Origin of the sequence: Danxiaibacter flavus, from assembly GCF_041060425.1 — a bacterium.
GTDB classification, from domain to species: domain Bacteria; phylum Bacteroidota; class Bacteroidia; order Chitinophagales; family Chitinophagaceae; genus Danxiaibacter; species Danxiaibacter flavus.
The window spans coordinates 57,651-71,566 of the sequence record NZ_JAULBC010000004.1 but is presented as its reverse complement, the minus strand read 5'-3'; the positions used below and the strand labels follow the sequence as shown (position 1 = coordinate 71,566).

The 13,916-nt window shown below is 40.7% G+C and carries 15 protein-coding genes; 6 read left to right on the top strand and 9 right to left on the bottom strand.

Annotation, left to right across the window (positions count from 1 at the left end):
- Nucleotides 1-85: 85 nt before the first annotated feature.
- Together QTN47_RS13060 and QTN47_RS13055 are read left to right on the top strand one after the other, a co-directional pair.
- Complete coding sequence (locus QTN47_RS13060) at nt 86-1,402, top strand: MutS-related protein (RefSeq protein ID WP_369329830.1); 1,317 nt, start codon at nt 86-88, stop codon at nt 1,400-1,402.
- Nucleotides 1,403-1,662: 260 nt separating this feature from the next.
- Nucleotides 1,663-3,243 carry a M1 family metallopeptidase gene (locus QTN47_RS13055; protein ID WP_369329829.1) on the top strand — a complete coding sequence of 527 codons (1,581 nt, stop codon included), beginning with the start codon at nt 1,663-1,665 and terminating at the stop codon, nt 3,241-3,243.
- Nucleotides 3,244-3,362: 119 nt separating this feature from the next.
- Here the strand turns inward: QTN47_RS13055 and arfB are convergent, their stop codons facing one another.
- Nucleotides 3,363-3,779 carry an alternative ribosome rescue aminoacyl-tRNA hydrolase ArfB gene (gene arfB / locus QTN47_RS13050; protein ID WP_439100186.1) on the bottom strand — a complete coding sequence of 139 codons (417 nt, stop codon included), beginning with the start codon at nt 3,777-3,779 and terminating at the stop codon, nt 3,363-3,365.
- 53 nt (nt 3,780-3,832) lie between these two features.
- On the opposite strand from arfB, the gene dtd reads away from it, so the two are divergent.
- The 4 genes from dtd (at nt 3,833) to QTN47_RS13030 (ending at nt 6,235) form a co-directional block, all read left to right on the top strand.
- Nucleotides 3,833-4,285, top strand: a complete 453-nt coding sequence (gene dtd / locus QTN47_RS13045) for a D-aminoacyl-tRNA deacylase (RefSeq protein WP_369329828.1) — start codon at nt 3,833-3,835, stop codon at nt 4,283-4,285.
- Between the two features lie 230 nt (nt 4,286-4,515).
- A complete protein-coding gene (locus tag QTN47_RS13040; protein WP_369329827.1) occupies nt 4,516-4,902 on the top strand; it encodes a group III truncated hemoglobin in 387 nt (128 codons plus the stop codon).
- 5 nt (nt 4,903-4,907) lie between these two features.
- Complete coding sequence (locus QTN47_RS13035) at nt 4,908-5,237, top strand: nucleotide pyrophosphohydrolase (RefSeq protein WP_369329826.1); 330 nt, start codon at nt 4,908-4,910, stop codon at nt 5,235-5,237.
- Between the two features lie 35 nt (nt 5,238-5,272).
- Nucleotides 5,273-6,235 carry a YihY/virulence factor BrkB family protein gene (locus QTN47_RS13030; protein WP_369329825.1) on the top strand — a complete coding sequence of 321 codons (963 nt, stop codon included), beginning with the start codon at nt 5,273-5,275 and terminating at the stop codon, nt 6,233-6,235.
- 60 nt (nt 6,236-6,295) lie between these two features.
- Here the strand turns inward: QTN47_RS13030 and QTN47_RS13025 are convergent, their stop codons facing one another.
- From QTN47_RS13025 to QTN47_RS12990, 8 genes are all read right to left on the bottom strand, one after another.
- On the bottom strand, nt 6,296-7,036 hold the full coding sequence (locus QTN47_RS13025; RefSeq protein ID WP_369329824.1) for a porin family protein: 741 nt from the start codon (nt 7,034-7,036) through the stop codon (nt 6,296-6,298).
- Between the two features lie 131 nt (nt 7,037-7,167).
- The gene (locus QTN47_RS13020) at nt 7,168-7,899 is read right to left on the bottom strand and encodes an outer membrane beta-barrel protein (protein WP_369329823.1); all 732 of its coding nucleotides are present in this window, start codon (nt 7,897-7,899) and stop codon (nt 7,168-7,170) included.
- Nucleotides 7,900-7,988: 89 nt separating this feature from the next.
- Nucleotides 7,989-8,138, bottom strand: a complete 150-nt coding sequence (locus QTN47_RS13015) for a hypothetical protein (protein WP_369329822.1) — start codon at nt 8,136-8,138, stop codon at nt 7,989-7,991.
- 116 nt (nt 8,139-8,254) lie between these two features.
- Nucleotides 8,255-9,130 (bottom strand): hypothetical protein, encoded by an 876-nt coding sequence (locus QTN47_RS13010; RefSeq protein ID WP_369329821.1) that lies wholly within the window; start codon nt 9,128-9,130, stop codon nt 8,255-8,257.
- Between the two features lie 90 nt (nt 9,131-9,220).
- Nucleotides 9,221-10,558, bottom strand: coding sequence for a PSP1 domain-containing protein (locus QTN47_RS13005; protein WP_369329820.1), 1,338 nt, complete (start codon nt 10,556-10,558; stop codon nt 9,221-9,223).
- A 281-nt stretch (nt 10,559-10,839) separates the two neighbouring features.
- The gene (locus QTN47_RS13000) at nt 10,840-12,063 is read right to left on the bottom strand and encodes a DNA polymerase III subunit (RefSeq protein ID WP_369329819.1); all 1,224 of its coding nucleotides are present in this window, start codon (nt 12,061-12,063) and stop codon (nt 10,840-10,842) included.
- Nucleotides 12,064-12,247: 184 nt separating this feature from the next.
- Nucleotides 12,248-12,817: a glutathione peroxidase gene (locus tag QTN47_RS12995; protein ID WP_369329818.1), complete on the bottom strand. Its 570-nt coding sequence runs from the start codon at nt 12,815-12,817 to the stop codon at nt 12,248-12,250.
- 362 nt (nt 12,818-13,179) lie between these two features.
- Complete coding sequence (locus tag QTN47_RS12990) at nt 13,180-13,869, bottom strand: ComF family protein (protein ID WP_369329817.1); 690 nt, start codon at nt 13,867-13,869, stop codon at nt 13,180-13,182.
- Between the last annotated feature and the right edge of the window lie 47 nt (nt 13,870-13,916).

Here is a 13,916-nt window from a genome sequence, read left to right as displayed (position 1 = left end):
TGACCGTATTTCCTCGTGCTGTTTTAAGCGTTGAATTTTGTGTGGAGCGGGAGAGCGGACATTACATTAATCAAACGGGCCATATATGCAGGCAGATAAAACAACCATCAACGACCTTTCCATTTTTCAGCGTGATGAAGAACTTTCTGTTTTTCATCATTTTAATTTTGCGCGAACAATAGGAGGGAAGGATTGGCTGAGGTCTTTATTCAGCACTCCGCTGGATACACTTACAGACATCAATGACACACAACGCATAATAAAGCGCATCATTGCCTGCCATAAACAATGGCCCGAAGGAATCACTAACGGCACTATAATGGTCGTTGAGAAATTCTTTGAAAACCAGGTTGCCGATATTCCCGTTAATGCAAATGCTGTTACAGCTGCGTTATATAAGTTATCTAACGGTCCTGACTATTCGCTGATCCGCTATTCAGTAAAACACTTCCTTGACTTTGTAAGAACGATGCATCAGCTTGTAACATTGTTAAAGGCCAACGACAATCCAAAACCGTTGGTAACTATGTTACAGAAGATAGAGCTTCTCCTTGGTAAGCCTGTTGCAGTAAAAATGGCTGAATGGCCGGCGGATAAAAAGCTGAGCATTGCAGACGTGCTTCATTTCGGCCAGTTTGTTAAAAGACATTTCCGGCATGAAATGCTGGATCTTGTGGACCTGTATTCTCAATTGGATGCCTATTACAGTATGGCGACGGCACATATGCAGTACCAATTAGCATTTCCTGAATTTATAGAAAGTGCTCAACCCGCTTTTGAGGTGAAAGAATTGTATCATCCGTTACTTTCAACGCCGGTTGCGTATGATATCGCATTATCCCCGGAACAGAATTTCCTGTTTTTAACAGGGGCAAACATGGCAGGGAAAAGTACTTTCATTAAAGCCGTAGGGGTAAGTGTTTTTCTGGCGCATCTGGGCATGGGCGTTCCCGCAAATTATATGAAGCTGTCACTTTTTGATGGCTTGCTGAGCAATATACAGGTGGAGGACAATATTATAAAAGGGGAAAGCTTTTTCTTTAACGAAGTGCAGCGAATCAGAAAAACAATCGACAAAATAAGCGATGGCAAAAAATGGCTCATCCTGATTGATGAATTATTTAAAGGAACAAACGTTCAGGATGCGATGAAGTGCAGCACTACAGTAATAGAAGGACTGCGAAAAATGAAAAATGCGCAGTTTATTCTTTCAACACATCTTTATGAAATCGGCGATTCATTGAAGCAATACCCAAATATTATATTTCGCTATTTTGAAACGGAGGTCAATGATGATCAGCTCGTATTTAGTTATCATCTGAAAGAAGGTATTAGTAACGACCGGCTTGGTTACCTGATCTTAAAGCGTGAAGGCGTTGTAAATATGCTGGAAAAGCTATGATTTCTTTGCCACAAAGACAAAAAGGCGCAAAGGAGCACAAAGGGGCACGAAAATCTTCGACGCTTAGCTCTGTAAGTCCAAGGCTGAAGAACTTGAAGCCTTAGCATGGGCCGACGCCCTATGATTAAAATAGCGAATATGGATCAAGCCGGAAGGGCGAAAGCAAGAAATTTCTCGTACAGATATCATTATGTCACTGTGCCGCTGCTCCTTTGCGCGCGCCGCGTAAAACCCAACCGAAATTTCTTTACTTTGCCCTTATGAAGAAACGCGTACTACTTTCTCTGTTTTTAGCTGTTACCTGTTTTATTTCTTATGCGCAAATACCATTTTCATTGATTGATGTACAACATTATCAATACAACCTTGCCGTCAGCGACAGTAATAACTTAGTTAAAGGAAAGGCTCTGATAACTTTTGTAAGCCGCGCAAATGCGACAACCGTTATGCTTAACCTGGTAAAAAAGGATGCTTCGGGGAAAGGAATGCTGGTTAGTGGTGTTACGAGAAACAATCAGCCGGTCCAGTTTATGCAGGATAGCGATCATGTTGTGTTAAACATGCCTGTCCGTGACAATGAACAATATGTTATTAACATCGCATATGAAGGTGTTCCGGCTGATGGTTTGATCATCAGTACAAACAAATTCGGGAAGCGCACTTTTTTCTCCGACAACTGGCCCAATCGCGCCCATAACTGGATTCCATGTAATGATTATCCTTCAGATAAATCATCGGTTGAGTTTATCGTGACAGCTCCTGATCACTACCAGGTGGTAGCAAGTGGATTACAGGTAGAAGAAACCAATCTCCCTGATCATTTAAAACTGACGCATTGGAAAGAAGATATAGCGATATCAACAAAGATATATGCACTGGGTATTGCCGACTTTGCTGTTAATTATGTTGGCAATGTTGAGTGTATTCCGGTATATAGCTGGGTGTACCCACAACAAAAGGAGCGAGGTTTCAAGGACTATTCACTCGCGCAAAAAATACTGCCCTGGTATATAAAACGCGTTGGTCCTTATGAGTACAAAAAGCTGGCAAACATTCAGTCCAAAACAATATTTGGTGGTGTAGAAAACGCCGGGACTATTTTTTATTTTGAAAACTCAGTAGGAGACAAGGGAATTGAGTCCTTGCTCGCGCACGAAATAGCGCACCAATGGTTTGGTGATGCGGCTTCTGAAACGGACTGGCCACATCTTTGGCTTAGCGAGGGCTTTGCCACTTATATGACGCACTTATATCTGGAAGATAATTATGGGACAGACAGCCTGAAGAAAAGAATGATAGCAGACAGAGCCGATGTTATCAAATTAAGCAAGAAGAAATTTACACCTGTTGTTGATACAACCGGCAGCAAGGCGCCGATGAATTTACTGAATGCCAACAGCTATCAAAAAGGCGGATGGATATTGCACATGTTAAGAAATAAACTGGGTGATTCTTTGTTCTGGCAAAGCATCAGAAAATATTATGCTACTTATTCGGGTAAAAATGCTACAACAGAAGACCTTCAAAAAATCTTTGAAAAGGTAAGCGGACAAAACCTGAACGATTTTTTTGAGCAATGGCTATATACAACCGGTCAACCAGAATTGCAGGTAAAATGGAATTATGATACGGCTAAAAAAGCGGTGTCTATAAACATTGTGCAATCACAGGCAATTCCATTTAAGTTTCCTCTGGAAATTCAGGTAGGAGATAAAAAGGTTGTATATGATATAAGCGAACGCAACACATCAAAAGAGGTTATAGTTGATAAAGCTCCGCAAGCTATCGTGCTGGATCCGGATGTTAAGTTGTTATATCACGCCACGCTTAACCGGGATTAATAGATTTGCGGGATTTATTGGATTCTAAATCATCTAAACATCGTGATTCACTTCTTTTCGATGTAATCTGTAAAGACATTATTTGGTTTAAAGATCGAGTAGTTAATCCCGTAAATCCACTAATCCCATGAATCCTGGTTACGGTTTGGTCTCCTTCTTCCCAATTTTATCTCCGACTGCTGCTTCTTACTCCTGATCCTTTTTTCCTGCGAAGCTTTTGTCGGCTTTGTTGCCAGTCTTGCTTTCTTTTTATGCAAAGCCTGTTCAATCAATTGATGCATCTTTTTTATCACCTGGTCTTTATTGCCCAACTGAGTTCTTTCTGATTGTGATTTTACCAGCAGAAAGCCATCATCCGTTATTTTTCCTGACAGTTTTTCGCTGATCATCTTCTTTTGATCTTCGGTAGCGATAGTTGATTCCGCAACGTTCCATCTGCCTTCAACCATTGTTTCTACCTTGTTTACATTCTGGCCACCTTTTCCACCGCTTCTCGCCGTTGAAAAAACAATCTCCCGCGTGATATTAATTTTCATCTTATGCTGTATAAAACTGAAATTTGAGTCTTTATGTAAAATTAGGAAAAGATATGAGAGCTGTTATTCAAAGGGTAAGTGAAGCAAGTGTTATGGTTGATGGAGAAATTACCGGAGCTGTCAAAGCCGGGCTTTTAGTGTTGATAGGAATTGAAGATGCAGATACTTCCGAAGACCTGGAATGGCTCAGCAATAAAATTGTGAACCTTCGTATTTTTAATGATGAGCAGGGTGTAATGAACTTAAGTATTAAAGAGGTAAACGGTGATATTTTACTGGTGAGTCAGTTTACTTTACATGCTGCTACTAAAAAGGGAAACAGACCTTCGTACATAAAGGCAAGCAAACCTGATATTGCTATTCCAATGTATGAGAAGATGATTCAACGGATGGGTATTGATCTTGGAAAAGAAATTCAAACGGGCATTTTTGGCGCAGACATGAAAGTAGCCTTATTGAACGATGGACCGGTTACGATTGTTATTGATACGAAGAACAAAGAGTAGACGTGTAAGACGTGTAAGATCGTAAGACAGTAAGATCGTAAGACAGTAAGACAGTAAGATAGTAAGATGTTGGGATTGCTTTAGAAGAGGGAAGAGCGAAGGAATCGACATTTTCGGACAAGGTACTTAGTACTTCGTAATTCGTACTTGAGATGAGTGAAGACTGAGTGCAATTTACCTTTTCGAACAAAGTACTTCGTACTTCGTAACTCGTACTTAAAACGGTTGTAATGAAACATGATATAGTTGATAGAAAAGATTTGAACAAATTGATGCACGTGTTTTATGATCATGTGATGAAGGATGAATTGATCGGTCATTACTTTAATGAGGTAATTCAGCTGGACCTTGTCGTGCATTTGCCTGTTATTGTTGATTTCTGGGAGAACGTGTTGTTTGGTACAAACAATTATTCCGGCAATCCGATGGCGGTGCACAAACATATACATCATCTTTCTCCATTTAAATCTGAGCATTTTGACAGATGGGTTATGGTGTTCGGTGAAAAGGTTGACGATTTATTTGAAGGAGATAATGCAGAAAGAATTAAGCAACGGGCGATGTCTATCGCTATGATCATGAAAGTAAAACTAGTTTATGGGGGAATTTCAAAATAAAATGTATGACTATAGAACAAGCACAGCAACAAATTGATGAATGGATAAAAACAGTTGGTGTCAGATACTTTAATGAGTTAACCAATCTTGGTATTCTGATGGAAGAAGTGGGTGAACTTTCCCGCTTAATGGTAAGGACGTATGGCGAACAATCATTCAAAGAAAGTGATAAGGGAAAGTCAATTTCAGATGAGATGGCTGATGTTTTATGGGTGTTGATATGTCTTGCCAATCAGACGGGCGTTAACTTAACTGAGGCACTGCAAAAGAACTTTGATAAGAAAACACAGAGAGACAAGGAAAGGCACTTAAATAATGATAAGCTCCAGCCTTAGGAAAACTAATCTACCGTCAGTAAAAAACGTCGTGTATGAGAACGTTTTTAAAAAATACCGGAACAATCTTAAAGCAAACGATCAGTGATTACGCTGATATCAAGATCGCGCGGATGAGTGCGGCTCTTGCCTACTACACTGTATTTTCAATTGCACCCATGATGATTGTGGTAATTACTTTGTGCGATATATTCTACGGGCGAAATGCAATTGAAGGAACTATTTATGTGCAGATAAAATCGTTTGTTGGAGAGCAAGCTGCTTTGCAGATTCAGCAACTGATAAGGAATGCCACCATTTCACGGGATATTTCCTGGGCTTCTGTAGTCGGCATTGTCGCATTGATTTTTGCAGCCACAGGTGTGTTTGCCGAAATTCAGGATTCCATCAACCTGATATGGCATTTAAAGGCCAAACCAAAAAAGGGCTGGGTGAAAATGTTGGTGAACAGGTTGCTGAGCTTCTCAATGGTAGTAGCGCTCGGATTTATTTTAATGGTATCGCTTGTTGTTAACGCGTTGCTTGATGCATTGGTCAAGCAAATAATGCGGCTGGTTCCTGAAGGAACTTTCTATGTTACATATGTCATTAATATGCTGCTTACTTTTGCTATCATCAGCTTTTTATTCGGCGTTATTTTCAAGGTGTTGCCCGATGCCAGGATAAAGTGGAAGGATGTCCGCATGGGGGCTTTTACTACCGCACTTCTTTTCATGATCGGTAAGTTTGTTATCGGCTATTATCTTGGCAGAACAAAGGTGACGAGTTCTTATGGTGCAGCCGGATCTGTGGTGATTATCCTGTTGTGGGTATATTATTCTGCAACCATATTATACATTGGGGCCGCATTCACCAGAGCGTATGCCCAATTCACGGGTCGGCATATATATCCTAACGATTACGCGGTATGGATCCACCAGGTAGAGATGGAAAATAAAAAACCGTTGGACGATACGGAGAACCAACCGCATGATAAAAGCGACACGCTCCCTGGCTAAAACGCAAAAGGCCATCTGCTGATTACAGACGACCTTTTTATAGAATATACCTTGTAAAAACTAATTCAATCTTACACCCAGACTTACGCTTAGTGTTCTGTATTTATTATTACCATTTTGGGTGTTGTTCGTTTGTGTTGAATTAATTTTTTCCAATCCCCAACCATAGTTTACACCCACAAGAAATCTGTTAAACTCTACGCCTGCAAGTGCATTTATACCGAAGTCAAACTTTTTAAGCCTGTCATATCTTGCGCCTTCTTCTTCCGGAGTCAGGGGATTATCGTTGTTAAATTTAATATCATGACTGGTGCTGGTTACTACGCCTCCGGTAGATACTTCAGTCTTTGATTTACCGCCTATTCCCATTGCGGCATAAGGACCTGCACCGGCAAATATCCTTGCGTCATTACCTATTGGAAATTTCAACAAAAGGTTTACGGGTAATTCTAGATATAAAGGGTTGAACGATGATTTGACATAGTTGTCTGAATGATTGTTGGGATCCACATAATAATTCGCCTTTGCACCTTTACCGGTCAATAATAAACCAGGTTGCAACGATAGTACCGGAGCAATTGGGATGTCTACAACACCACCTGCATGAAATGTGCTTAATCCTTTTGCTGCGTCCACTGATCCATCGTTATATTTAGATATGTTTGCCAGGTTATAGCCGCCCTTGATATAAATACCACCAGGATTTGCATCATGGGTGCTTGTTGTCGTTGTTGTCTGGGCCTGTGCGCTGCCTGCTGTGATCGCTGATACAGCAAGCAATAAAATTAATCTGTTCTTCATAATAACTCATTTACTTTAGCTCAATTTCCAACACCGTGCCAAATTGGAACTTTGTTGGCAGGACAATATTGTTGCAGATATTTTTATTCTCAAGTGTATAAGTGGTTACATAATTTATATGATTTATTTGACTACAATTTTAATCCAAACGTCAGGCTCAATGTAGTATATCTGTTAGTATTCTTTTGTGCAGCAACAGGAGCTACGTTTGCAATTTCCGTCAACGCATGTGCATAGTTTAATCCAATCATCACTTTGTTGAATTGAACTCCCACCTGTCCGTTAATGCCATAATAGATCTGATCCACTTGTGAAAAAAGTAAGCCGTCATCTGACCTGGGAGTTCGGGTGGGTGTATCGTCGAACTTTATTTTTTTCTTTTTAGTCGTGGTTGTTTTGCCGTTTACCGTAATTTCTCCTTCTGACTTGCCTGCAATTCCTCTTGCTACGTAAGGACCCGCCGATAAATAAAACCAAATGTCTTCACGGATGGGAACTTTATATGCCAGCATTAAAGGAACCTGAAGAAAGATCGGGTTGAATTTATCATCCTGCTGAATGGTGGTTGAGTCGGCAAATGTTCTTGTTGAGCTTGTTTTGGCGCCGTTACCACATATCATTAAGCCAGTCATTAACGAAAGTCTGTCGCTAAGACGTATGTCCGCAAGAACCCCCGTGTTGAAGGTGTTTATGTGTTGGGCAGACTCAACAAGACTATTGTTGGGCGTAGTAATGCCGGCGTTGTTGTAGCCTCCTAAAATATAGAAGCTACTTGCGTTTGACTTTGGTGCGTCTATGTCTTGTGCATAGCATGACAGTGAAGCTGCGGCGAGCACAGCCACTGCAATGAGGGTATATTTCATATTAGCGCATTTTATTAAAAGTTATCGTACAGGCACCTGAAACAGCCTGGCAAATACCGGCGTGTTGAGCATTGCACATAATACTTGCTTCAGCACATTTCTGTAATGAACATAACGGACCGGGATTTGTGTTTTAAACTAAAAATCGCTCTTGTTTTTGAGGATGCATTGGTGCCCGGAGCATAACTCCATACCGTGACTGTAGTAGCTACAGCCACTGCTATGAGGGTATACTTCATATTAGCGCGTTTGTAATAAAAATAAAAAACGCTTTTAACTTTTCATAGCGATTAGCCTTAAAATAAAATGTATGGCGCTGTAATGTAACCCTGACTACGCATCTTGAAGAGCGTAATTAATTACGATTCATATTGTTGATCATTTGATCGAGCATGTCAACTTTTTTCAAAAATTTATTATCGGTCTGCATGAAATTTATCTTTCTGCTAAAGCATTTGCGTAGTAGTTCATATCCTTCTTTCGCTTCAGTAGAATCATAAAAGTTTTTATCCCAATTTGGTTTTATTTCTTCGTAGAATTTAAGAGCCACACCGTTGTTTGCGAGTTTAAAAGGTGTGTTGAACCAGTTATATAAAACCGCATCGTGTTCCTTGTCCAGGGCGTCTTTAAAGATCAATCTTAAAAAGTTGAGATGATTGGTAACACGTGCATGTATTTGCCTGTCATTTAGCGGTTGCAGCGGTTGCATACGCCATTGGTTGTTTGCAATATCATACGGATCTTTTTCTTTGTTGTTGTAAGTCTCTCTGTTAAACGATAAAACCAGTGTATGCGATATATTGGTATTGATGTCAACGTTGTTGAGTAACGCCGTATCCGAAAGTTCACCAATCTTTTGAAAGAATTTCTTTTCAGGGGTGATAATCATGGCGAATAAACTAAGTGAGTCTACATGACATTCAAAAGTTTGTCCGCTGCTATCCGCGGTTAGCTTCAACGATTGCTCCCGGTCATTATATTCCCAGTTACCATGCAGGTAAGCCTGCAATAGATTGATATCAAAAGTACCGTCTTTATGAAAGATGAATCTGTTGCTATAAAAAACGGTGTTATTTTCTTCTTCCGTTGTCAATTTTTTTAAGGATGGTTCAAGTGATTCAGATGTGTACATCTGAGATATGTTCCATCGTCCGGCAATTAATTTTTTGGTTGTCTTATTGCATGCGCAGGTGATCATGATAAGGATCGGGAGAAAGCAGGTTTTTTTCATGGTGGCTTCGGTTCTTTTCGGTTTTTTGGATATTGGCTGAATATAAATAAAAAAGGTTTAGTCTTTTGAACTAAACCTTCGTATTGTTGATTATTTCTTTTTGTCTTGAGGCGGTTTAGGTTGCCTGTTAAAAGGCGGTTTTTGCTGAGGTGGCTTTTGCTGCTGCTGCTGTTGAGGCGGCTTCTGCTGTTGTTGCCTTTGCTGTTGCTGCTGTGGTGGTTTTTGCTGCGGCGGCTTTTGTTGAGGCGGACGTTGTTGAGACTGTTGCTGATTGCCCGCATTTCTTTTATCGCGCGGATCAGGACGGTTCTCTCTTTCTTTCTCCTTCCTCTTTTTACTGTTGCGTTCCAGGCTCTTAAGGCTTATTTGTCCAACCACATCCACAAACTGATGCTCAACTTCCTTGGGTTTGTTGCTTAACAATTCCACCGGCTGAAGTTCATCCGCCTTTTGACCGGTAGCGTTCATGCGCCTGATTTCTCTAACCCGTGTAATTGAAAGAGGGTACTGTTTACTGCTTTCGGGTAAAATGTACCACATCAGGTTTTTGAAAATATCTTTTTTAATCAGCGTTGCTGTCCCTCTTGTGGTTTCCAATGTTTCTGCATTATCGGGAAAATGTTGCAAGGCGTCAAGATAAGTATCTAACTCATAGTTGAGACAACATTTCAGCCTTCCGCATTGTCCGCTCAGCTTGGTCTGATTGATAGATAAATTCTGATATCGTGCAGCTGTTGTAGTAACGCTTTTGAAATCGCTCAACCAGGTGCTGCAACAAAGTTCACGTCCACAACTTCCAATACCACCCACCTTTGCTGCTTCCTGCCTGATGCCAATCTGCTTCATTTCCACCTTTACCTTGAATTCAGAAGCGTAGATTTTGATCAGCTCACGAAAATCAACCCTGTCTTCAGCGGTGTAGAAAAAGGTAGCTTTTTTACCGTCAGCCTGAAATTCAACCTGTATCAGTTTCATCTGCAGGTTCAGTTGTTTTGCTATAGCCCTGCTTCTCGCCAAAGCTTCCCGCTCGCGGTCCTTATTGTGTCTGAATAATTCAATATCCTTTTCCCCGCTCTTTCTAAGAACCTTTTTTATTTCCGCATTGAATTCGTCAACATTCTTTTTCTTCATCTGCAGGCGAACCAGTTCACCTGTAAGAGAAACCTCGCCCACATCAAATCCACTTACTCCTTCCACGGTGATATATTCACCTTTCTCAAAATATTGTAGGGTAGGGTTTCTATAAAATTCTTTTCTGCTACCCTGGCTAAAACTTACTTCAATTATTTTGCAACTTGAATCTGCATCATCTATCGGAAGGTTCCTTAGCCAGTCATGCACGTTTAGCCTGTTACAGCTTCCGGTGCTGCATCCTCCATTGCTTTTGCATCCATTGGGCTTACCTCCGCCACAAGATCCACAACCCATATCATTTTATTTTACAATGAGTAATTGGTTAACAATTGTGGATGTGTTAGAAGAGTAAATAAGTGCAGAACTACAGGATTGTGTAAATAGCCATGCCACAGACTAAAAGCCAAATAAATTAAGGGCAAGCATTTTATTCACAATCAATAATATATATAAATAAATCGCAGTTCAACAGTGCGGTCAAGGTATTTTTTGACGGCCTAAGCCTCGCACATTCACTTTTTCTAACATCCACATAAATGGTGAATTTCATCTTTATTTATAAAGTATGAAACACCCTAATCGACCAAAATTAGTGCTTTATCCTGAATTATATGGTAAAGTTTAATGGTCAACGCGTGAAACAACATCTTCCCATTAGCATTTCTTTCAATGTAATAAGCTGCCTTATCCAATTCTTCGATCATCACTTGTTGCTGACTTACAGATGCAATTTTGTTGAGACGTTGGGCAAAATCTTTCTCCTTTTCGGCAAGTTGGATTTTATCGGCACCCATCACCCTGATCCTGATGCTCTGTTCCAACAAGTGATTAAAATATCTCAGGAATTGCTTCTGCTTTTCACGTCCCAGTTTGCTAACATCGTCAATCCATTTTACCTGAGCCACCGGGCCTCCTTTCAAAGTTGCATTCAACCAGTCCCGTAACAAAGCTTGCCAGTCTTCCTCAGCATGCTGTGTCAATTGCAGCGCGTCCCTGAAGTTGCCTTCAGCAATGCCCGCAATTTGCCTGGCGGTATCCGGTGCAACATTATAGTCGGTAATTAATGCATGCGAAATATCATTTGCATCAGGCAATGGAATTTTTACAAGCTGGCAACGGCTCAATATAGTTGCCAAAATTTGCTCTTCATTTTCCGCGACCAGGACAAACAGCGTATTTGGTGGTGGTTCCTCTATTAGTTTTAATAGTTTGTTGCCCTCTTTGCCAAGATATTCAGGCATCCACATCACCAGCACTTTGTATTCGCTTTCAAAACTTTTGAGGCTTAGCTTCCTGATAATTTCGTTACATTCTTCAGCCGTTATGTTCCCCTGTTTGTTTTCAGCTCCTATAAACTGCAACCAATCAAAAGCATTACCATAAGGCGTTTGTTTCACAAATTCTCTCCATTCGCTGATATAGTCCGTGCTTACAGGTTTATCACCGCTTTTTTTAGGAATGGCGGGATAGGAAAAATGTATATCGGGATGAATCAGCCCCGAAGCTTTGGAATAAGCTGGTTGTTGCTGCATCCAGGCATCCGCTTCGTCAGATGTAGATGGAACAACAGCAGCTTTTGCCGGCTCTTCCCCGAATAAAGATGCGCCTGCAGAAACTTCAGCCTTCTTTGCGCCGGCGGGATTAAGGCTTATATAATTTGCAAATGCAATAGCAAGCGGCAATGCCCCACTTCCTTCCTTACCCAGGAACAATAATGCATGGCTTAAGCGGTTTTGATTAACCATTTCCACCAAATGCAGTTTCGTTTCCTGTTGCCCTACAACATTCTTAAATAACATATGCGCTTGTATCCTCCTTTGGCTGCAAATAAACGAAGTTATTTGGTCTCTGATTGAAAGATCTCCAATGCCTGATGTGAAGATCGCTGATGTCTGATCTCTTATGTCTGAATATGCCAGTGAAGATGTCGCACCTTTCGCTATTCACCATTGACTATTCACCATTCACTCTTCACTTTCTTCACTAATTCAGATATTTCAGCAACTCAGGATCATCTGGTTTAACCTTGCTGTCAAAATGAGCCAGAAGTTTACCATTTTCATCAATGAGGAACTTATTAAAGTTCCAACTGATTGTTGCATCCAATACACCGTTTTCGCTTTTATGGCATAAATAGTTATAAACAGGCGTTGTTTTGTCACCTTTTACATCAACACGTGTGGTAAGCGGGAATGTTACACCATAATTTTTCTTGCAGAATTCTTTTATTTCATTGTTATCCTGGTATTCTTGTCCGCCAAAATTGTCTGAAGGAAAACCAACGATCACCAGTTTATCTTTATGTGATTCATATAATTTTTCCAATCCTTCATACTGGGGTGTAAAGCCGCATTTGGATGCAGTATTAACAATTAAGATCTTTTTTCCCTTGTACTTTGAAAAGTCGATCACTCCACCATCTAAGCTGGCGATCTTAAAATCATAGATACTTTTTGATGCTGTTGCTTCAGGAGTTTTTTTCTTAGCTTTTGTTTTGCTGTATGCTGCCGTGCATGCAATAACCGCAATTGCTATTAACAGTAAATATTTCATAAATGCTTTTTATAGTTAGCAATAAAAAAAATTGTCCTTGTAAAAATATGTAAAAAAGGAACTGCTTAGGATTAAGGTTTCGATCAGGTGTCAGGTTTCAGGTATCAGGTATCAGGAGGCAGGAGTAAGGTATGAGGTGTGAGGTGGAAGGTGGAAGGAGTGAGGCTTAAGGTATCGGGTATAAGTGTATCAGGCTTAAGGTTAGTGATCGATCGGTTTCCCACATTTCCTTTTTTCCCCTAGGTAATTTATAACCCTCTGAGTTAATATCTTCTCTGCCCTATACCTCATGCCTGACTCTTTCCACCTCACGCCTCATACCTTATGCCTCATGCCTGAAACCTGGCACCTGATACCTACTCTCAAATCATCGTATACGCCACCGAAGCAATACTCAGCCTCGTTCCCGGAATAGCTAGAATTGCCTGCCCGCAAGCTTCCAATGTTGCGCCTGTCGTAATAACATCATCTACGAGCAGTACATGTTTGCCGGCCAATTGATCTTCATTCCTTACAGCAAAAACGCCGTCCATCGTTTGCCACCGGCTTATGCGGTTCTTGTGGGTTTGGGTTTGGGTAAAATACTGTCTGTAAGCAATATTTGTAACAACGGGTTTGGGCCAAACCGTAAACATGCCTTTCGAAATTTCCTCGGCCTGGTTGTAGCCTCTTTTTTTTTGCTTTTTAGGATTGAGTGGGAGAGGGATGATCATGTCAATACCATCATAGTCAGGACAAGCTTGCAATTGCATGCCAAGCAATTTGCCGAGATAATGACCTGCAGCTTTGTTATCCTTGTACTTCAGCTGAATCATCATTCGCTGTATTAACGAATCCTTGGTAAAATAAAATGCGCTTGTGGCTTTTTCAACTTTTATCCTGCCGAAGAATATTTTTTCTACAATGTTATCTTTCTTTCCGGTAAAACCTGTTTCAGGAAGATCAGAAAAACATCTGGCACAGAGTAGGCTGCTTTCATCCAGCTCATCTGATCCGCAACCTTCACAAATGTGCGGAAAGAATAAATGTAAAAGGCTGTTGAGTAGAGTCATGGGTCTGGGGTTTAGGTATCAGCTATCAGCTATCAGCTATCAGCTAT

Coding starts and splice junctions, on each gene's coding strand:
- QTN47_RS13060 (WP_369329830.1), top strand. CDS start 86: ATGCAGGCAGATAAAACAACCATCAACGACCTTTCCATTTTTCAGCGT.
- QTN47_RS13055 (WP_369329829.1), top strand. CDS start 1,663: ATGAAGAAACGCGTACTACTTTCTCTGTTTTTAGCTGTTACCTGTTTT.
- arfB (WP_439100186.1), bottom strand. CDS start 3,779: ATGAAAATTAATATCACGCGGGAGATTGTTTTTTCAACGGCGAGAAGC.
- dtd (WP_369329828.1), top strand. CDS start 3,833: ATGAGAGCTGTTATTCAAAGGGTAAGTGAAGCAAGTGTTATGGTTGAT.
- QTN47_RS13040 (WP_369329827.1), top strand. CDS start 4,516: ATGAAACATGATATAGTTGATAGAAAAGATTTGAACAAATTGATGCAC.
- QTN47_RS13035 (WP_369329826.1), top strand. CDS start 4,908: ATGACTATAGAACAAGCACAGCAACAAATTGATGAATGGATAAAAACA.
- QTN47_RS13030 (WP_369329825.1), top strand. CDS start 5,273: ATGAGAACGTTTTTAAAAAATACCGGAACAATCTTAAAGCAAACGATC.
- QTN47_RS13025 (WP_369329824.1), bottom strand. CDS start 7,036: ATGAAGAACAGATTAATTTTATTGCTTGCTGTATCAGCGATCACAGCA.
- QTN47_RS13020 (WP_369329823.1), bottom strand. CDS start 7,899: ATGAAATATACCCTCATTGCAGTGGCTGTGCTCGCCGCAGCTTCACTG.
- QTN47_RS13015 (WP_369329822.1), bottom strand. CDS start 8,138: ATGAAGTATACCCTCATAGCAGTGGCTGTAGCTACTACAGTCACGGTA.
- QTN47_RS13010 (WP_369329821.1), bottom strand. CDS start 9,130: ATGAAAAAAACCTGCTTTCTCCCGATCCTTATCATGATCACCTGCGCA.
- QTN47_RS13005 (WP_369329820.1), bottom strand. CDS start 10,558: ATGGGTTGTGGATCTTGTGGCGGAGGTAAGCCCAATGGATGCAAAAGC.
- QTN47_RS13000 (WP_369329819.1), bottom strand. CDS start 12,063: ATGTTATTTAAGAATGTTGTAGGGCAACAGGAAACGAAACTGCATTTG.
- QTN47_RS12995 (WP_369329818.1), bottom strand. CDS start 12,817: ATGAAATATTTACTGTTAATAGCAATTGCGGTTATTGCATGCACGGCA.
- QTN47_RS12990 (WP_369329817.1), bottom strand. CDS start 13,869: ATGACTCTACTCAACAGCCTTTTACATTTATTCTTTCCGCACATTTGT.